Origin of the sequence: Streptomyces sp. NPDC090741 (assembly GCF_044769045.1) — a bacterium.
In the GTDB taxonomy this organism is placed as follows: domain Bacteria; phylum Actinomycetota; class Actinomycetes; order Streptomycetales; family Streptomycetaceae; genus Streptomyces.
On the sequence record NZ_JBIVXF010000028.1, the window covers coordinates 1 to 17,253 of the forward strand.

Annotated in this window: 18 protein-coding genes and 1 pseudogene; 10 read left to right on the forward strand and 9 right to left on the reverse strand. The window is 70.9% G+C overall.

Annotation, left to right across the window (positions count from 1 at the left end; translation table 11 throughout):
• Positions 1–107: 107 nt before the first annotated feature.
• Both ACIQU4_RS40680 and ACIQU4_RS40685 read right to left on the reverse strand, forming a co-directional pair.
• On the reverse strand, positions 108–350 hold the full coding sequence (locus ACIQU4_RS40680; protein ID WP_403742456.1) for a DUF397 domain-containing protein: 243 nt from the start codon (positions 348–350) through the stop codon (positions 108–110).
• The gene (locus ACIQU4_RS40685; RefSeq protein WP_403742459.1) at positions 347–1,216 is read right to left on the reverse strand and encodes a Scr1 family TA system antitoxin-like transcriptional regulator; all 870 of its coding nucleotides are present in this window, start codon (positions 1,214–1,216) and stop codon (positions 347–349) included. The genes ACIQU4_RS40680 and ACIQU4_RS40685 overlap by 4 nt, the downstream gene beginning before the upstream one ends.
• A gap of 193 nt (positions 1,217–1,409) precedes the next feature.
• Here ACIQU4_RS40685 and ACIQU4_RS40690 point away from each other — a divergent pair.
• A pseudogene (locus ACIQU4_RS40690) lies at positions 1,410–1,688 on the forward strand (ATP-binding protein); the annotation flags it as partial.
• A gap of 146 nt (positions 1,689–1,834) precedes the next feature.
• On the opposite strand, the gene ACIQU4_RS40695 reads toward ACIQU4_RS40690, so the two are convergent.
• Positions 1,835–2,311: an SRPBCC domain-containing protein gene (locus tag ACIQU4_RS40695; RefSeq protein WP_403742462.1), complete on the reverse strand. Its 477-nt coding sequence runs from the start codon at positions 2,309–2,311 to the stop codon at positions 1,835–1,837.
• Positions 2,312–2,583: 272 nt separating this feature from the next.
• On the opposite strand from ACIQU4_RS40695, the gene ACIQU4_RS40700 reads away from it, so the two are divergent.
• Positions 2,584–4,263: a lytic transglycosylase domain-containing protein gene (locus tag ACIQU4_RS40700; protein WP_403742466.1), complete on the forward strand. Its 1,680-nt coding sequence runs from the start codon at positions 2,584–2,586 to the stop codon at positions 4,261–4,263.
• Positions 4,264–4,431: 168 nt separating this feature from the next.
• Here the strand turns inward: ACIQU4_RS40700 and ACIQU4_RS40705 are convergent, their stop codons facing one another.
• Positions 4,432–4,635 carry a cold-shock protein gene (locus ACIQU4_RS40705; protein ID WP_030162033.1) on the reverse strand — a complete coding sequence of 68 codons (204 nt, stop codon included), beginning with the start codon at positions 4,633–4,635 and terminating at the stop codon, positions 4,432–4,434.
• 238 nt (positions 4,636–4,873) lie between these two features.
• On the opposite strand from ACIQU4_RS40705, the gene ACIQU4_RS40710 reads away from it, so the two are divergent.
• The 4 genes from ACIQU4_RS40710 (at position 4,874) to ACIQU4_RS40725 (ending at position 9,678) form a co-directional block, all read left to right on the forward strand.
• On the forward strand, positions 4,874–5,737 hold the full coding sequence (locus ACIQU4_RS40710; protein ID WP_403742469.1) for a menaquinone biosynthetic enzyme MqnA/MqnD family protein: 864 nt from the start codon (positions 4,874–4,876) through the stop codon (positions 5,735–5,737).
• Between the two features lie 229 nt (positions 5,738–5,966).
• Complete coding sequence (locus ACIQU4_RS40715; protein WP_403742472.1) at positions 5,967–7,757, forward strand: serine/threonine-protein kinase; 1,791 nt, start codon at positions 5,967–5,969, stop codon at positions 7,755–7,757.
• A 72-nt stretch (positions 7,758–7,829) separates the two neighbouring features.
• A complete protein-coding gene (gene mqnC / locus ACIQU4_RS40720; RefSeq protein ID WP_403742475.1) occupies positions 7,830–9,029 on the forward strand; it encodes a cyclic dehypoxanthinyl futalosine synthase in 1,200 nt (399 codons plus the stop codon).
• Positions 9,030–9,036: 7 nt separating this feature from the next.
• Positions 9,037–9,678 (forward strand): imidazolonepropionase-like domain-containing protein, encoded by a 642-nt coding sequence (locus ACIQU4_RS40725; protein ID WP_403742478.1) that lies wholly within the window; start codon positions 9,037–9,039, stop codon positions 9,676–9,678.
• Here the strand turns inward: ACIQU4_RS40725 and ACIQU4_RS40730 are convergent.
• Complete coding sequence (locus ACIQU4_RS40730; RefSeq protein WP_403742480.1) at positions 9,675–9,944, reverse strand: response regulator transcription factor; 270 nt, start codon at positions 9,942–9,944, stop codon at positions 9,675–9,677. The genes ACIQU4_RS40725 and ACIQU4_RS40730 overlap by 4 nt on opposite strands.
• 80 nt (positions 9,945–10,024) lie before the next feature.
• The gene (locus tag ACIQU4_RS40735) at positions 10,025–10,963 is read right to left on the reverse strand and encodes a DUF3152 domain-containing protein (protein ID WP_403742483.1); all 939 of its coding nucleotides are present in this window, start codon (positions 10,961–10,963) and stop codon (positions 10,025–10,027) included.
• 198 nt (positions 10,964–11,161) lie between these two features.
• On the opposite strand from ACIQU4_RS40735, the gene ACIQU4_RS40740 reads away from it, so the two are divergent.
• Together ACIQU4_RS40740 and ACIQU4_RS40745 are read left to right on the forward strand one after the other, a co-directional pair.
• Positions 11,162–11,857: a demethylmenaquinone methyltransferase gene (locus tag ACIQU4_RS40740; RefSeq protein WP_403742488.1), complete on the forward strand. Its 696-nt coding sequence runs from the start codon at positions 11,162–11,164 to the stop codon at positions 11,855–11,857.
• A gap of 13 nt (positions 11,858–11,870) precedes the next feature.
• Complete coding sequence (locus tag ACIQU4_RS40745; RefSeq protein ID WP_403742491.1) at positions 11,871–12,782, forward strand: glutaminase; 912 nt, start codon at positions 11,871–11,873, stop codon at positions 12,780–12,782.
• A 16-nt stretch (positions 12,783–12,798) separates the two neighbouring features.
• On the opposite strand, the gene ACIQU4_RS40750 is transcribed toward ACIQU4_RS40745, so the two are convergent.
• Positions 12,799–13,344 carry a GNAT family N-acetyltransferase gene (locus ACIQU4_RS40750; protein WP_403742494.1) on the reverse strand — a complete coding sequence of 182 codons (546 nt, stop codon included), beginning with the start codon at positions 13,342–13,344 and terminating at the stop codon, positions 12,799–12,801.
• 98 nt (positions 13,345–13,442) lie between these two features.
• On the opposite strand from ACIQU4_RS40750, the gene ACIQU4_RS40755 reads away from it, so the two are divergent.
• Positions 13,443–14,726: a geranylgeranyl reductase family protein gene (locus ACIQU4_RS40755; protein ID WP_030162011.1), complete on the forward strand. Its 1,284-nt coding sequence runs from the start codon at positions 13,443–13,445 to the stop codon at positions 14,724–14,726.
• Between the two features lie 9 nt (positions 14,727–14,735).
• On the opposite strand, the gene ACIQU4_RS40760 is transcribed toward ACIQU4_RS40755, so the two are convergent.
• On the reverse strand, positions 14,736–15,032 hold the full coding sequence (locus ACIQU4_RS40760; RefSeq protein ID WP_403742497.1) for a hypothetical protein: 297 nt from the start codon (positions 15,030–15,032) through the stop codon (positions 14,736–14,738).
• 213 nt (positions 15,033–15,245) lie between these two features.
• Positions 15,246–16,079, reverse strand: coding sequence for a C40 family peptidase (locus ACIQU4_RS40765; RefSeq protein ID WP_403742500.1), 834 nt, complete (start codon positions 16,077–16,079; stop codon positions 15,246–15,248).
• An 802-nt stretch (positions 16,080–16,881) separates the two neighbouring features.
• Here ACIQU4_RS40765 and ACIQU4_RS40770 point away from each other — a divergent pair.
• Positions 16,882–17,241 carry an NADH-quinone oxidoreductase subunit A gene (locus ACIQU4_RS40770; protein WP_030028256.1) on the forward strand — a complete coding sequence of 120 codons (360 nt, stop codon included), beginning with the start codon at positions 16,882–16,884 and terminating at the stop codon, positions 17,239–17,241.
• Positions 17,242–17,253: the final 12 nt, after the last annotated feature.

Consider the following 17,253-nt stretch of genomic DNA (forward strand, 5'->3'; position numbering starts at 1 on the left):
GCGACGCGAACGAAGTGAGCGCCCTTGACGGGCCGGACCGCACCGGAAGGACAGTGGACTGTCGGGAAACCCCCGGACTCCCTCTGATACCGGTTGCCGGGACCCCGCTAGCGGGAGATCCCGCCCAGGAACGCAGCCCAGGCCGCCGGCGCCACGGCCAGTTCGGGGCCGGCCGTCACCTTTGAGTCCCGGATGTGGACGGCTTCGGCGCACGCCCCCACCTCGACACATTCGCCACCCTCGCCACTGCTGTAGCTCGACTTCCGCCAGGCGTAGGCGACTTCGAGGCACTGGCCGCCTTCGCCGCTGCTGTAGCTGCTCTTGAACCAGTCCAGGTCGGTGGTGTTCATGGTTCTCCCAGCATCTTCTCGATCAAGGTTAGGGACTCGTGTGGCGTGAGTGCCTGTGCCCGGATGATCCCATAGCGCTCGCTGTAGATCCTTACCTGTTCCGGATCAGTGATGATGTTCGCGTGGCCGTAGGTCTCGGTGTATGCCACCTCGTTGCGCCCCTTGGGGCGCAAGAGTGTGAACGAACTGTCCAGGCTGGGGTGTTCCTCGCGATCCATGGGCATCACCTGGAGATGTACGGTGCGACGCCGTCCGATGTCCAGCAGTCGACGTAGCTGTTCCGCGTGGACCGCCCGACCGCCGGTGGGACGCTCCAGAAGTGCCTGCTCCAGGACAAAGCTGAACGTCGGAGCGGGCCAGCGGTCGAGGATCGCTTGCCGCGCGAGCCGGTCGGCGATCCGCTTCTCGATGGTCTGTTCATCGAGTACCGGTCGGCGATGGCTGAACACGGCGCGCGCGTACGCCTCCGTCTGGAGGAGTCCGGGGATGGCCTGCACGCTGTAGTAGTGCAGCGCAACCGCCTCCGCCTCCGCCTCCGCGAACTTCCGGAACCAATCCGGATGCCGCGTCCGCGCCCGCCTCAGTGCCTCCTTCACCTCCGGGATCGCCACCAGCAGGACGCCCCTGGCGCCCAGCGCACGGTCGGCGTTCTCCAGGAACTCCGGCTGGGGGGTGCGTACTCCCCGTTCGATCGAGGACACCAGGTCCTCGCTCACGTGCACCAGCGCGGCCAGTTCCTTCTGCTGAAGGCCCGCCGCTTCTCTCAGCAACTTGATCATTTTGCCGAGCGCCTTGAAGAGGTGTGTCGTGCCGTCGACCTCGACTGGTCGCTCCGGCTGTTCCTCGCGGTCTGACAGGTCGTTCATAGGCTGAACCGCCCTCGTCCGTACGGGCCGTACACGCAACAGGGGTCGGCCCTACGGGACTCGGCCGTAGTGCCGCCGCCACTGGAAAGCGTACGGCGCTCCGGACACGCTCGGTGAGGTGACGACCGAAATCAGTGACATTGCACAAGAGGGCCGTGAGGGCCGCGCGACCCCCGGGACGCGCGAGTCCCGGATGCTGCTCAGCGCCACCCGCCGCGGGGCGCGGCTCGCGCGGCGGCTCGTGGGGGTTCAGCTGGAGGCCTGGGGGATCCCCTACGGCTGCACGCTCGCCGAGGACGTCGAGCTCGTGATCGGCGAGCTGGCCGCCAACGCCGTCGTGCACGGGCACGTACCCGGGCGGAATTTCGAGGTCGTACTCCGGTACGACGGGCGGCGGGTGTGGGTGGAGGTGAGCGACGCGCGCGGGGAGCAGCGGCCGCCGGAGGCGCCGGCGCCCGCCGGAGGCGCCGGCGCCCGCCGGTCCGTGGTCGGCGGAGGGCGGGCGGGGGCTCGTGGTCGTGGAGGCCGTGGCCCGGGACTGGGGGGTGCGGGACCGGCCGCCGGGGCATCCGGGGAAGACGGTGTGGGCCTGCCTGTAGCGGCGGGTGGGGCCGGCCCTCACTCCGCCCCGGTCAGCACCTCGTCCTGCTGCACCAGGACCTGTTGCCAGGCCGCCTCGTGCCGGTCCCGGGCGGCCTCGTCGTGGAACCCCGCGTGCGTCAGCCGCACATGGGTGCCGATCGGGTGCGGGAGGAGCTCCACGGTGACCACCGTCTCGGCGCCCTCCGTGCCGCCCCGGCCCGTCACCCAGGTCAGCTCCACCAGCCGGTTCGGGACCAGGCGCAGGAAGCGCCCGTAGTGGGGGTGCCTGGTCGGCGGAGCCCCCTGCTCCGGCGCGAACTCCGTCTCGAAGAAGAACGGCGCGTTCACCTCGGCCCTCATCAGGACCGAGCCCGGCGCCGCGAACCAGCGGTCGAACTCCTCGGTCCACCCCGCGTACAGGGTGTGCTCGGTGGCGATCATCGACCGCTCTACGGTCAGCTGGTGGGGGCGGTCCGACAGGTCGGGGACGCGGACCGGCTCGGTGGTGGTCATGGCACCCCACCGTAGGTCCGGCCGGGGCCGTCTCCGGTGCGCGGCGCGTCAGGACTTCCGGTTCAGTCAAACGGTAGGATTTCGGGGCCTTCCCGTCATGGACCAACGCCCTTTGTGCGAACGGCCGTGAGGACCCGGTGAAGCCGAGACGAATGGTGTGTCACATCTGCCGAGGCACCGGTGAGTCGTGTCCGAATACCTGATAGACAGTGGATATCCACGGCTCGACCCGCCGTATACCTTGTCGGCCGCCTTGGGGGGATCGCCGAACTGTGAAGCCGCTTCACCGTCACCTCGTCAACACCTCGCGCAAGGTCCTGTGCACTGCCGCGCTCGCGGCCAGCCTGACGACCGCCGCAGTGGTGACCAACACGTCCACCGCCGACGCGGGCGAGTCCGAGCCCACCCCGGACAGTCCCCAGGCAACCGACCGCGGCGATGCCCGCCTCGATCTGCCCGACCCGCTCGCCGACCCGGCCGTACCGCCCACCACGGGTGCGGGCGCCGGCGAGGGGGCCAGCGGCATACCCGCGACCGCCCTCGACGCGTACAAGCGCGCCGAGCTCTCCGTGGCCGCCGCACTCCCCGGCTGCAAGCTGCCCTGGCAGCTGCTCGCCGGCATCGGCCGCGTCGAGTCCGTCCACGCCTCGGGCTACGGGCTCAAGGCCGACGGCTACACCGAGAAGCCGATCCGCGGCCCGCGCCTCGACGGCAACGGTTTCGCCGACGTCAAGGACACCGACAAGGGCGAGTTCGACGGGGACGCCGTCTACGACCGTGCCGTCGGCCCGATGCAGTTCATCCCGTCCACCTGGGCCAAGTGGGGAGCGGACGGCAACGGCGACTCCAAGCGCGACCCGAACAACATCTACGACGCGGCGCTGGGTGCGGGTCTCTACCTGTGCGCGGGCGACCGGAACCTCTCGGACGAGGCGCAGCTCGACCGGGCGATCCTCAGCTACAACAGCTCGCGCGAGTACGTGAACACCGTGGTCGGGTACATGCACCAGTACCAAAGCGGTGTCGCCGGGGTGCCGAACCCGCCCGTCGGGAACTTCCCGACGCCGCCCACGACCACGCTGCCCACGCCGAGGCCGACCCCGACCCCGACTCCCACCCCGACGCCCAAGCCCACGCCCACCCCGACTCCGACCCCGACGCCCACGCCGTCGAAGCCGCAGGAGCCGCAGAAGCCCACGCCCACGCCGAGCCTGGCCAAGCTGGAGCTGCTCGGCAGTGCGGAGCTCAAGGCCGAGGCCGGGTCCGCGTTCACGGCGGTCCCGCGGATCAAGGCGGTGCTCAGCGACGGCAAGCCGGCCGCCGCGAAGCCGATCCTGTTCGAGCTCAAGGACGACACCACGGGCTCCTTCATCGCCGCCGAGGGCAAGACCTTCCTCGTGGTCGAGACCGACTCCGAGGGCATCGCTTCCCTGCCCGGCCTGAAGGCCGGTGCCAAGGCGGGTGGTTTCACCCTGCGGGTGGCGGCGTACAACACCGAGGCGCAGCTGACGGTGAACTTCACCGGCACGGTCACGGCGAAGCCGGTCCCGGTCGCGGACAAACTGGCCCGGACCGACGCCGGTGCGGACAAGCCGCTGGAGGTCGAGGCGGGCAAGAGCCTCAAGGGCCTGGAGGTCACGGCCACGGCAAAGGGCGAGGCCGCGGAGGGTACGCAGGTCACGGCCGGGCTGGTCGAGAAGAACGAAGACGGTGCGTGGGTCCCGGTGGACCCGGCCAAGTCCAAGGGCCCTTGGTTCAAGGACAAGGACGGCGCCAAGGTGACGAGCCTGCTCCTGGCCCCGACCGGCGCCGACGGCAAGATCGCGCTGCCGGAGCTGTTCACGGCGGACGTCGCCCCGGGCACGTACCACCTGCGTCTGATCACGAAGGACAACGTGGTCCTGATCCTGGACCTGAAGATCACGGCGGCCCCGACGCCGCCGGCTTCGTAGGCAGTCCGCACACGTACACGGACCGCCCCCGGTCACCGTCTCGAACGGTGACCGGGGGCGGTCGGCGTTTCGGGCAAAAGGCAGGAGCCCCGCGACCTCCGCTCGCACGGAGGAGGCAGGGCTCCTTGGGTACTGCTTTTCCAACCGCGATTAGGTTGGCCCAGGCGACTAGGCCGGGGTGACGTTCTCCGCCTGCGGGCCCTTCGGACCCTGCGTGACGTCGAAGTTCACCATCTGGTTCTCCTCAAGGGAGCGGAAGCCAGAGGCGTTGATCGCGGAGTAGTGGACGAAGACATCCGGGCCGCCGCCGTCCTGGGCGATGAAGCCGAAGCCCTTTTCAGCGTTGAACCACTTCACGGTTCCGGTAGCCATGAGCCCTCCTATGGGCCAAAGGGTCGCCCTGCTCCAGAACCTGCTAAGAAGTCTGAAAACTACAAAAGCCTGCGGGTCACATTCTCCGCAGGCCTCGTACTGCAAGGGAAACCAAACTGCAACTTGCGGACGAGCCTAGCACGCACCCTGTGGCGGAGACCAGAGGGAAAGATCACGTCACCCGGACGTTTGAGGCCCGCCCGAAGGCTGACGTGGACGCGGGGGCTAGTCTCGCGATGTGGACGTCTATCGCAGCCGGCCCCGCGTCGGCCACATTCAGTTCCTGAACTGCCTTCCGCTCTACTGGGGACTGGCCAGAACCGGCACGCTGCTGGACCTGGAGCTGACCAAGGACACCCCGGAGAAGCTCAGCGAGCGCCTCGTCCGGGGGGAGCTCGACATGGGTCCGATCACCCTCGTGGAGTTCCTCCGCAACGCCGATCAGCTCGTCGCGTTCCCCGATCTCGCGGTCGGCTGCGACGGCCCGGTGATGTCCTGCGTGATCGTCTCGCAGGTGCCGCTGGAGCAGCTGGACGGGGCGCGGGTCGCCCTCGGTTCGACCTCCCGTACGTCCGTACGCCTCGCCCAGCTGCTGCTTTCCGAGCGGTACGGGGTCCAGCCGGACTACTACACCTGCCCGCCCGACCTGGGCCTGATGATGCAGGAGGCGGACGCGGCGGTGCTGATCGGGGACGCCGCCCTGCGCGCCTCGCTGCACGACGCGCCCCGGCTCGGCCTCGACGTGCACGACCTGGGGCTGATGTGGAAGGAGTGGACCGGACTGCCGTTCGTCTTCGCCGTCTGGGCCGCCCGCAAGGACTACCTCGCCCGCGAGCCGGTCGTCGTGCAGAAGGTGCACGAGGCCTTCCTCGACTCGCGCGACCTCTCCCTGGAGGAGGTCGCCAAGGTCGCCGAGCAGGCTGCCCGTTGGGAGGCCTTCGACGCCGATCTGCTGGAGCGGTACTTCACGACGCTCGACTTCCGCTTCGGGCCCGAACAGTTGGCCGGCGTAAGGGAATTCGCCCGTCGTACGGGATCGAGTACGGGCTATGCCGCCGATGTCGAGGTGGAGCTGCTGAACGGGGACGGCGCGCGCCGCTGATCGCTTCCGGTCGGTTCCCGTGATCGCTTTTCCGAGCGGTAGCCGCGGTTCCGGGCAGAGCCCGGTCGGGGGAAATGTCCTTTCCCGGTAATTCCCCATCTTTTCGCTTTACAGCAGGAATGCGGAGATCCGGATTCGAGCCCGCCGGATCCGCCCCGGCGGGACCGCGACCGCTCTAAGGTGCTCTTGGCGATCAGCGCCCAGGGGATCGACGGGGGAGGGGGACGCGATGCAGCCGCTCGAAGCCGGCGAACCGCGGACCATCGGCGCGTACCGGCTGCTCGGCCGGCTCGGCTCGGGTGGCATGGGGCGGGTCTACCTCGGCCGCAGTGCCGGCGGCCGGACGGTCGCCGTCAAGATCGTGCACCCGCACTTCGCCTCCGACGAGGAGTTCCGAGCCCGCTTCCGCCGCGAGGTCGAGGCCGCGCGGCGGGTCGGCGGCGAGTGGACCGCGCCCGTGCTGGACGCCGACCCGGAGGCGGCGGTGCCGTGGGTGGCGACCGGCTACGTGGCGGGCCCCTCGCTCGGCGGTGCGGTGGCCGCGCACGGGCCCCTTCCGGAGGCCTCCGTACGGGCCGTCGGCGAAGGCCTGGCCCGGGCGCTGGTGGCCGTGCACGGGCTGGGGCTCGTCCACCGGGACGTGAAGCCGTCGAACGTGATGCTGACTCTCGACGGCCCCCGGCTCATCGACTTCGGGATCGCCCGGGCCACCGACGGGACGGCCTCGCTGACCTCCACCGGCGTCTCCATCGGTTCCCCCGGCTACATGTCCCCCGAGCAGATCCTCGGCAAGGGGATCACCGGGGCCGCCGACGTGTTCTCGCTCGGCGCCGTGCTGGCCTTCGCGGCGACCGGGCGGCCGCCGTTCACCGGGGACAACTCGGCGACCCTCCTCTACAAGGTGGTCCACGAACCGCCCGAGCTCGACGCCGTCCCGGCCGGCGGGCTGCGCGAGCTGATCGCGGCCTGCCTGGCCAAGGCGGCCTCCGACCGGCCCGCCCCGGCGGAGATCGCGGAGGCGCTCGCCGGCGCCCTGCGCGCTCCCGGCTGGCTTCCGGCGCCCGTGGTGGAGGAGGCCAGCCGCGCCGCCATGGCCCTGCTGGACCTGGAGGCCGCGCCGGTGGGCCCCTCGGAGGGTTTCGCGGCGTCCGTCGACGAATCCGCGTCGGGGCCGGTGCCGTTCACCGCCTCCTCGTACGGGGGACCCGCGGTCGGTTTCGGAGCGCCGGACCCCTCGTACGGGAGCGCCGCCGCGTCCGGCGGCGGGGCGGGTCCCTCGTACGGGCCCTACGGGCCGCCGCCGACGGACGCGGTGCACAGCCCCACCGAGACCGCCGGGGGCGGGGTGCCGCAGCCGCGGACCTCTCCCGACCAGGCGCGCCAGGTCACCTTCAACGCGGCCGGGCGGCGCTTCAGCTGCTCGCTGGTCCTCGCGGCGGCGGCCGCCCTGGCCGTGCTGTCCGGCGGCGGGCTGTACGGGCTGGGGCTGCTCCCGGGCGGCGACGGCGACCAGCACGCGTCGGGCGACTCCGCCGCCAGGCCCCCGTCGACGGCGGCGTCCGGCACCCCGGCCCCGAAGGACTCGGCCACCCCCTCGGGCGCGCCCTCCTCCACGCCCTCGACGGCCAAGCCCTCGACGGGGGCGCCGACCGGCACCCGGGGCGACGTCCCCAAGGAGCTGACGGGCACGTGGAAGGGGACGGTCACCACCGCCCGCGCCGGGGTCTCCAGCGAGTTCGAGATCACCATCAAGGCCGGCAAGGTCGGCGAGGTCGTCGCCCGGGACAAGTCGGTCGTCCCGATCTTCGGCACCGACTGCAGCGGCGACTGGAAGCTGGCCTCCGCCACCGACCGTTCGCTCGTCCTGGACACGGCGGGCGGCCCCAACCCGGCTCCCGGGGTCTGCTCCAACGGCTCCGCCGACGAGCGCTTCACCCTCAACGCCAACGGGACGCTCCACTACAAGTCGGGCGACGGCCCGGCCGGAAACCCCGAAGGCGACCTGACCCGCATCCCCTGAAACCCGTCGACGGGCCCTGGCGTACGCTGGATCGGTCCGTACCTCTTGACACCGCCGAAAGGTGACGCACCGGTGACCGACCAGGCCGCTCTCCAGTCTGTCCTCGACCGCGCCGCCGCAGGGGGCCGGATCACCAAGGAAGAGGCGCTCGACCTCTACCGGCACGCCCCGCTGCACGCGCTCGGCCAGGCGGCCGACGCGGCGCGCCGCCGCCGCTACGCCGGTATCGAGCACATCGCGACGTACATCATCGAGCGCAACATCAACTACACGAACGTGTGCGTCACGGCGTGCAAGTTCTGCGCCTTCTACGCGGCCCCGAAGGACACCAAGAAGGGCTGGTCCCGCGACCTCGACGACATCCTGCGCCGCTGCGCGGAGACCGTGGAGCTCGGCGGCACGCAGATCATGTTCCAGGGCGGACACCACCCGGACTACGGCGTGGAGTACTACGAGGAGCACTTCTCCGCCATCAAGAAGGCGTTCCCGCAGCTGGTCATCCACTCCCTCGGCGCCTCCGAGGTCGACCACATGGCCCGTATCTCGGGCGTCTCGGCCGAGGAGGCCATCCGCCGCATCCACGCGGCCGGCCTCGACTCCTTCGCGGGCGCCGGCGCCGAACTCCTGCCGGAGCGGCCGCGCAAGGCGATCGCCCCGCTGAAGGAGTCCGGCGAGCGCTGGCTGGAGATCATGGAGATCGCCCACAAGCTGGGCGTGGAGTCCACCTCCACCATGCTGATGGGCACCGGCGAGACCAACGCCGAGCGCATCGAGCACATCGCGATGATCCGGGACACGCAGGACCGCACCGGCGGCTTCCGCGCCTTCATCCCGTACACGTACCAGCCCGAGAACAACCACCTCAAGGGCCGGACCCAGGCGACGGTGTTCGAGTACCTGCGCATGATCGCGATCGCGCGGCTCTTCCTCGACAACATCGCCCACGTCCAGGGCTCCTGGCTGACCGTCGGCAAGGAGGCGGGCCAGCTCTCGCTGCACTACGGCGCGGACGACCTCGGCTCGATCATGCTGGAGGAGAACGTCGTCTCCTCGGCGGGTGCCAAGCACCGCTCGAACCGCCAGGAGATCATCGACCTGATCCGCAAGGCGGGCCGCGTTCCGGCGCAGCGCGCGACCACGTACGAGCACCTCCTCGTGCACGACGACCCGGCGAACGACCCGGTCGACGACCGCGTGGTCTCGCACATCTCGTCCACGGCGATCGAGGGCGGCACTGCGCATCCCGAGCTGAAGCTCATCTCCACGAACTGACGCGGCCGTGCTGACGCTTCACACCGCCGACGTCCTGCTGTCCGGGCCCGGCCGTGAGCCGCTGCCCGCCGGGGCGGTCCTGGTCGAGGGTGACCGGATCGCCCGGGTGGGCCCGTACGAGGAGCTCGCCGCGGCCTGGCCGCACGCGCGGGTCCGGCGCTGGCCCGGGGTGCTGACCCCGGGGCTGCTGGTGCGCGGGGCGGACGTGCTGCTGGAGCGGACGTACTACCCGGACGATCCGTACGAGACCGCCGAGCTCGGGGCCGACCCGGTCAGCGGAGCCGGGGCGCTGGCCGGCCTGAAGCTGACCGAGGCCCGCTGGGGCAACAGCGCCCGGCGGGCCACGCAGAAGCTGCTGGCCCGCGGGGTGGTGGCGGTGACCGGGAAGCTCATCGTCCCGGCGGTCCGGGCGGCGGTGGTCCGCTCGGGGCTGACGCTGCTGCCCCCGGCCGCCGCCGGGGAACCCTCGCTGGACCCCTTCGCCGGCCGCGAGTCGGCCGAGGAGGCCTTCCACGGGGCACTCGACGCGGGCGCCCCGGCCCGCTTCGCGGTGTTCGCGGTGGCAGGCCCGGCGGAGCTCCTCGCGCAGGGCGCGACCACTTGCGTGGCCACGGTCATAGGCGGCCGCCTGCTCCACCGCCGCCGCTAGGTTCTTACGGATTCCCGGGCCAGGGCGGCCAGGAGGCAGGCCTGGAGGCGGCTTATGCCGCCCAGCTTCGCCCGTATGTTGTGGACGTGGAACTTGACGGTGCTGACGGACAGTTGCAGCTCGCCTGCGAGCTCCGCGTTCGAGGCGCCGGTCGCCAGGCACAGGAACACGGCCGACTCCTGCTCGGTGAGCTGCGCCTGAGGCCGCACTTCCTGTTCGGCGCGGGGCGGAAACCAGGCGGGGACGCTGAAGCTGACGACGCGCACGGTTTTCGACTCCTCGCCCCCGGCCGATGATCGGTGGGCCGAGTGGTCAACTCGGCCGGCCCATCGGCTCTCCCTGTGTCCTATGGAACGTTCGGGCCGGACAGGTAGGTTCCCTTCCGGTCGAACGGCCAGGCATTGGCCTCGCAGCCGAGCAGCCCCTTGATCTGCTGCATCATCGCCGGAGCGGGCTTTCCGGGGCCCGGGCAGGTCTCGTGGTCGCGGCCCAGCTCGTGGCCCACCTCGTGGTTGACGATCAGCGCCCGGTACTCCTCCACGGCCCCCTTGAACTGCGGAGATCCCTCCTGCCAGCGCTTGAGGTTGACCACGACGGTGTGCCCGGCCCGGCAGTTCGTCTCGCCGATGAGCTCGGGGGTGACCACCTCGCACAGCCGGTCGGTGGTCGTGGGTGTGGCGATCTTCACGGTGAAGTCCACCGGCTGGCCGGCCCCGACGAGCTGGAAGCCGTACGCCGGGTCCTGGATCCAGCCGCGCGGGTCCCCGAGGATCGCCTCGACGGACTGGGCGGCGGCGTCCGCGTCGACCCCGCTGCCCTCCTCGACCTCGATCCGCCAGCGGAGGGCGGTCCCCCTGCCCTGCGCCTGCCCGGAGCGGGAGGAGGCGGCGAAGGTCCCCGGGCCGGACTGGGGCACCTTGCCGGCGGCCGAGCCCCCCGCGCCCGCGCCACCGCCGCCGCCCGGCTTCGAGGAGCCGTCGGAGGACTTCCCGGGCCCGGCGGACCCGGCCGGGGCCGAGGGGGACGCGGACGCGGCGGCGGGATCCTGCCCGGGCGCACCGGAGGCACCGGGCCCGGGCGCACCGGGCGGCGGCGCGGCCACGGAGTCGGAGACGGAGGCGGCGTCGTCCAGCGGCACGACCGCGTACGCCGTCGCCGAGACGGCGACCAGTGCGGCCGTTCCGAGGACGGTGCGGCGGAGCCGCTTGCGCCGCTCGGCCCGCCGCTGGGCGCGGGGGCCGAGGCGGGTACCTCGACCGTGACCGGTGGATTGGCCTGCCGGCATCGTGGAGCCCTTTGTTCGTAAATGTTGCGATTCAGTAGGCCTTGTCGGACCCTGTTCGCCAGTCAACGCGGACGCGCGGGCCCCGCGTAACTGTCCATCGGGCCAGTTGTGCCCCCGACGGCGGGGCGCGGGGCAGCCTGCGAGAATGGCCCGGTATCCGCCCACCCGTACCGCACCGCATCTGAGGGGCCAACGCCAGTGACCCGCGCTTCCCTGGACAAGCAGCCGCACGAAGTCGCCTCCATGTTCGACGGTGTGGCGGCGAACTACGATCTCACCAACGACGTCCTCTCCCTCGGGCAGGCCCGTCTGTGGCGCAAGGAGGTCGCCAAGGCGGTCGGTGCGCGCCCCGGGCACAAGGTGCTGGACCTGGCCGCCGGAACCGCGACCTCCTCGCTGCCGTTCGCCGCGACGGGCGCGTACGTCGTCCCCTGCGACTTCTCGCTCGGGATGCTCCGCGAGGGCAAGAAGCGCCACGCCTGGCTGCCGCTGACCGCGGGCGACGCGACGAAGCTGCCGTTCAAGGACGACGTCTTCGACACGGTGACGATCTCCTTCGGGCTGCGCAACGTGCAGGACACGGACGCGGCACTGCGGGAGCTGTACCGGGTGACCAAGCCGGGCGGGCAGGTCGTGATCTGCGAGTTCTCGCAGCCCACGTGGGCCCCCTTCCGGACGGTGTACATGGAGTACCTGATGCGCGCCCTGCCGCCGGTGGCCCGCGCGGTGTCCTCCAACCCCGACGCGTACGTGTACCTGGCCGAGTCGATCCGCGAGTGGCCGGACCAGCCGGCGCTGGCCGCGCTGCTCCAGAAGGCCGGCTGGTCGAAGGCGGCGTGGCGGAACCTGAGCGGTGGCATCGTGGCGCTGCACCGCGGCGTCAAGACGGCGTAGCGGGCAGCGGGCAGTGGACTACCAGCCGCTCCTGGAGCAGATAGCGGCGGACGTCGCCCCCTTGGTGGGCAGCGGCACGCCGGCCGAGTACATCCCGGCGCTCGCGTCCGTGGATCCGGGGCAGTTCGGGATGGCCGTCGCCGATCTGGACGGGAATGTCTTCGGGGTGGGGGACTGGCAGGTTCCGTTCTCGGCCCAGTCGATCACCAAGGTCTTCGCGCTGGCCCTGGCGCTGGCCGAGGGCGGCAACAGCCTGTGGGAGAGGGTCGGCCGGGAGCCGTCGGGCAACCCGTTCAACTCCCTGGTGCAGCTGGAGTACGAGAACGGCGTTCCGCGCAACCCGTTCATCAACGCGGGTGCGCTGGTGGTCACGGACCGGCTGCAGACGCTGACGGGCGACGCGAGCAGCGAGCTGCTGAAGTTCCTCCAGGAGGAGAGCGGGAACCCGGAGCTCGGCTTCGACGCGGAGGTGGCGGCCTCGGAGCACGAGCACGGCGACCGCAACGCCGCGCTGGCGCACTTCATGGCCTCGTACGGGAACATCGACAACCCCGTGCCGACGCTGCTGGACCATTACTTCTGGCAGTGCTCGATCGAGATGACCTGTGCCGATCTGGCGCGGGCGGCGCGGTTCCTGGCCCGGCACGGGCTGCGGGCGGACGGCTCGCGGCTGCTGACGCGCAGCGAGGCCAAGCAGGTCAACGCGGTGATGCTGACCTGCGGGACGTACGACGCGGCAGGCGAGTTCGCCTACCGCGTCGGCCTCCCCGGCAAGAGCGGTGTGGGCGGCGGCATCGTGGCGGTGGTCCCGGGCGTGTGCACGCTGGCCGTCTGGTCACCGGGCCTGGACCCGCACGGCAACTCCGTTGCGGGCGTGGCCGCCCTGGACCGCTTCACGACGCTGACCGGCCTTTCCGTCTTCTGAGCCGGCTCCCCCGCCCCTACTCGGTGGCGAGCGTGAGTTCGTAGCGGCGGCCGTAGCGGATGCCGTTGGGGAGCAGGAAGCGGTCCGCCAGGGTCATGCCCAGGCGTTCCGCCACCGCGATCGAGCGGCGGTTCTCGTCGTTGATCATCGCCACCACGTCTCCGACCCCGGCCGCGCGCACCCGCTCCAGCGTGGCCAGGGCCGCGGCGTACGCGTAGCCCTTGCCCCACGCGGAGCGGCCCAGGCGCCAGCCGATCTCGATCTCGCCGACCGGGCCCCACGCCTTCTCCTGCGGCCACGGCTGCGCGCCGGTGAAGCCGATCACCGCGCCCTGCGCGTCCAGCAGCGTCCACAGGCAGAAGCCGAGCTGTGCGTCGTGCAGCCGCTGCCGCGCCGTGAACTCCTCGTACAGGGACAGCTCGGCGGGGCCGCCGAGGAACTCCATGACGTCGGGGTCGTCGAAGACCTCGTGCCAGGCCCGCGCGTCCTCGTCGGTCGGCACGCGCAGCCGGACGGCGGGGAGCGAGGTGGGCGAGGTGGGCGACGTGGGCGAAGCGGTCATCGGGGCAGCCCTTCGGGTTCGTGATCTCTCTCGCTGCATAGACTGCACATGTCCCGTGCCGTTGGGCACCCCTTATCGAGCCTTCGGGAGACCCCGCAGTGACCGAGCCCCTCTCCGAACACTCCGCGGATGTGATCGTCGTCGGGGCCGGGCCCGCCGGCTCGACCACCGCCTACTACCTCGCCAAGGCCGGACTCGACGTCCTGCTGCTGGAGAAGACGGCGTTCCCGCGCGAGAAGGTCTGCGGCGACGGTCTGACCCCGCGTGCCACCAAGCAGCTGGTGGCGATGGGCATCGACGTCTCCGAAGAGGCCGGCTGGCTCCGCAACAAGGGCCTGCGGATCATCGGCGGCGGCCAGCGGCTCCAGCTGGACTGGCCGGAACTCGCCTCCTTCCCGGACTACGGACTCGTCCGCAAGCGCGACGACTTCGACGAGACCCTGGCCCGCCAGGCCCAGAAGGCCGGCGCCCGCCTGTACGAGCGCTGCAACGTCGGCGAGCCCGTCCGCGACCCCCGCACCGGCCACATCACCGGCGTGCAGGCGAAGCTGGGCGAGGAGAAGACCCCGGTCACCTTCAGCGCCCCGCTCGTGGTCGCCGCCGACGGCAACTCCTCGCGGCTGTCCCTCGCGATGGGCCTGCACCGGCGCGAGGACCGCCCGATGGGCGTCGCCGTCCGTACGTACTTCACCTCGCCCCGCCACGACGACGACTACCTGGAGTCCTGGCTGGAGCTGTGGGACCGGCGCGGTGCGCAGGACCGGCTGCTGCCCGGCTACGGCTGGATCTTCGGCATGGGCGACGGCACGTCCAACGTCGGCCTCGGCATCCTCAATTCCTCCTCCGCCTTCCGGGAGCTGGACTGGCGCGAGGTCCTCAAGGCCTGGTGCGCGTCCATGCCGGAGGACTGGGGCTACACCCCCGAGAACATGACGCAGCCGATCCGCGGCGCGGCCCTGCCGATGGCCTTCAACCGCCAGCCGCACTACACCAAGGGCCTGCTGCTGGTCGGCGACGCGGGCGGGCTCGTCAACCCGTTCAACGGCGAGGGCATCGCGTACGCGATGGAATCCGGTCAGATCGCCGCCGACGTCATCGTGCAGGCGCACGCCCGGGCCACCCCGGCCCAGCGGGAGCTGGCGCTGCACAGCTACCCGAAGGTGCTCAAGGAGACGTACGGCGGCTACTACTCGCTGGGCCGCGCCTTCGTGAAGCTGATCGGCAACCCGAAGGTCATGAAGGTCGCCGCGCAGCGCGGCCTGACGCACCCGGTGCTGATGCGGTTCACGCTGAAGATGCTGGCCAACCTGACCGATCCCGCGGGCGGTGACGCGATGGACCGCATCATCAACGGCCTCTCGAAGGTGGCCCCCAAGGCCTGAGGGCGCGTCCTACGGAGCGGGTCGGGCCGGGTCTGCTCCGGTTCGGCCCGCTTCGTCGTCTTCGGCAGCGCCGGCCATTCCGCCGTGGACCGTCCGTACGCAGCGGGCCACCAGTACCGCGCCCCACAGCAGCAGCGCGAACGCAACGGCCCAGCCGAGCCCCAGGATGACGGGATGTCCGGGTTTGTGCCACGGGCGGGTGATGTTGAGCAGCCAGCCGCCGACGGCGAGCAGGAAGAGCCCGGCGGCGGCAGGTACAGGGGTGGGGTCGGCGGCGCCGTCGTGCTCCTCGTACGCGTCGGTCATCACGGTCCGCCACCTCCTGGCCTGAATCGGGCGCTGCGCCCCGCCATCCTCTCAGGGTGCCGGCGAACGCGGAAAGGGCCGGCACTCCGCCCCCGAGCGGGGGAGTGCCGGCCCTCGGGCCGTGCTGAGACGTGCTGAGACGTGCCGGGACGCGCCGAGAGGGGCTCAGGAGCCCCTGGGGAGCCTCAGGGACGGTCCGCGACGTCAGGGAGCTCAGAGGACGCGGCGGGCGCCCGTCGGCGGGTCGTAGCTCAGGGAGCGCTCGACGACGCCGGTGCCGGAGTTCTGGGCGCCCACGAACTTGCCGCCGCCGACGTAGATGGCGACGTGGTAGGCGCTGCCGCTGGAGCCCCAGTACAGGATGTCGCCCGGCTGGAGGGCGCTCAGGGAGACCGCGGAGCCCCTGGTGGACTGGTCCTGCGACACGCGCGGCAGGGAGACGCCGGCCTGGCGGTAGGCGGCCTGGACGAGGCCGGAGCAGTCGAACGAGGACGGGCCGGTGCCGCCGCTGATGTACGCCTTGCCGACCTGTGCGCGGGCGAAGTTGACGATCGCGGCGGCGGAGCCGGTCGACGGGGCGGTGACGGTGCCCGAGCCCTGCTCGCCGGAGTCGGACGCGGAGGCGTTCTGCAGCGAGGTCCGGGAGGAGCTGCGGGTGGCGCGCTCGGCCTCGGCCTTGCGGTCCGCCTCCGCCTTCGCCTTCTTCTCGGCGTCGGCCTTCTGGGCGTCTTCCTTGGCCTTCTTGGCCTCGGCGGCAGCGCCCGTACGGGCCTGCTCCTCCTGGGTGCGCAGCTCACCGGTGACGGCGGCGGCGGCCGTGTTCTCGGCGGCGGTGGTGACGGCGGAGGAGACGTCGGCGGCCAGATCCAGGTTCAGGACCGGCATTTCGAGCGTCGTCTCGGTCACGGGCTCGGACGGGGACGCGCTCGCCGTGCCGGCCATCGCCAGGGTGCTGAGGACGCCACCGGCAACTCCGGCGCGGACCGCGAGCTTCGAGGCGCTGCGGCGGGGCTTCCGGTGGCTGGGTATGTGAGCGGTGTGGGACATGAGGACAACCGCTATCAGGGGGTCCGGGTTCCCTTCAAGAAACGTGGTCTGCGCCACAGTTGTTCGCGAATCGGGCTAACCGGGCGCGTCGCGCGTCTTATTGACGCCGTAACGGACGTATCGGACACGCCGTCACAGGGCTGTGATCAAGGGGTTTCCGTAATAAGTCCGAATTGATCCACGACCTACCATCCCTGCGGACAGATGGCCAAGCCCGCTTTCGGAACCGAGAAATCGAAGTGGCGCAGGTCACAGAACCGTCTCACTGTGAGGGTGCTGTGGTCCGACCGTGATCCGTCCGTGAACTTCCCGTGGGGCGGCACCCCCGGCGAGCCGCCGCCCGCGCCCGCCGCTCGTGAACGCGCGCACGCGTCCCGCCCCTCTTCATGTCCGTCCACTCCCGTCCCCGGGGCCTCCCCCGGCCGGGCGACGGCGATTTCCTTTACCGTGCAAGGCTTGATCTCGCAAATTTGCCTGCACCCGCCATCGTTTGATAGTGCCATCAGCCTTCTACCTGCGGTAACGGGGCCAGATGTCACCTTTGGTGATCATGTGGATGCTTCGCGTATGAAGATCACAGCTCATCGGACTTCATGATCGTTCGTCAGGTGGTGGAGATCACAAACTCGGTGTTGTTTCCCGTGTCGCAGATCACAGACCACCGGGCATAAGATGCGCAGCAGTCCGGCTTGTGAACTGCCTCACATGCGATCTCGTCGAGTTGGGCGATCTTCGCGGGGCGGTTCGCTCGGCGCCGGCACAGCGGTCCAACGGTCAAGGACGACTGGAAGGAGCGAGGAGCGTGAATGCATACGCGCCCATCCTCGTGCTCGGCGCCCTCGGCGCAGGGTTTGCGATCTTCTCCGTGGTCATGGCCACGCTGATCGGCCCAAAACGGTACAACCGGGCGAAGCTTGAGGCGTACGAGTGCGGCATCGAGCCGACGCCCACGCCGGCCGGCGGCGGTCGCTTCCCCATCAAGTACTACCTGACGGCGATGCTCTTCATCGTCTTCGACATCGAAGTTGTCTTCCTCTACCCCTGGGCCGTCACCTTCGACTCCCTGGGGATCTTCGGGCTCGTCGAGATGCTGCTCTTCGTGCTCACCGTCTTCGTCGCCTACGCCTACGTGTGGCGCCGCGGCGGCCTGGAATGGGACTGAGGGGCTGAATTT

Coding starts and splice junctions, on each gene's coding strand:
- ACIQU4_RS40735 (WP_403742483.1), bottom strand. CDS start 10,963: ATGCCGGCAGGCCAATCCACCGGTCACGGTCGAGGTACCCGCCTCGGC.
- ACIQU4_RS40685 (WP_403742459.1), bottom strand. CDS start 1,216: ATGAACGACCTGTCAGACCGCGAGGAACAGCCGGAGCGACCAGTCGAG.
- ACIQU4_RS40715 (WP_403742472.1), top strand. CDS start 5,967: ATGCAGCCGCTCGAAGCCGGCGAACCGCGGACCATCGGCGCGTACCGG.
- ACIQU4_RS40765 (WP_403742500.1), bottom strand. CDS start 16,079: ATGTCCCACACCGCTCACATACCCAGCCACCGGAAGCCCCGCCGCAGC.
- ACIQU4_RS40705 (WP_030162033.1), bottom strand. CDS start 4,635: ATGGCTACCGGAACCGTGAAGTGGTTCAACGCTGAAAAGGGCTTCGGC.
- ACIQU4_RS40695 (WP_403742462.1), bottom strand. CDS start 2,311: ATGACCACCACCGAGCCGGTCCGCGTCCCCGACCTGTCGGACCGCCCC.
- ACIQU4_RS40680 (WP_403742456.1), bottom strand. CDS start 350: ATGAACACCACCGACCTGGACTGGTTCAAGAGCAGCTACAGCAGCGGC.
- ACIQU4_RS40750 (WP_403742494.1), bottom strand. CDS start 13,344: ATGACCGCTTCGCCCACGTCGCCCACCTCGCCCACCTCGCTCCCCGCC.
- ACIQU4_RS40760 (WP_403742497.1), bottom strand. CDS start 15,032: ATGACCGACGCGTACGAGGAGCACGACGGCGCCGCCGACCCCACCCCT.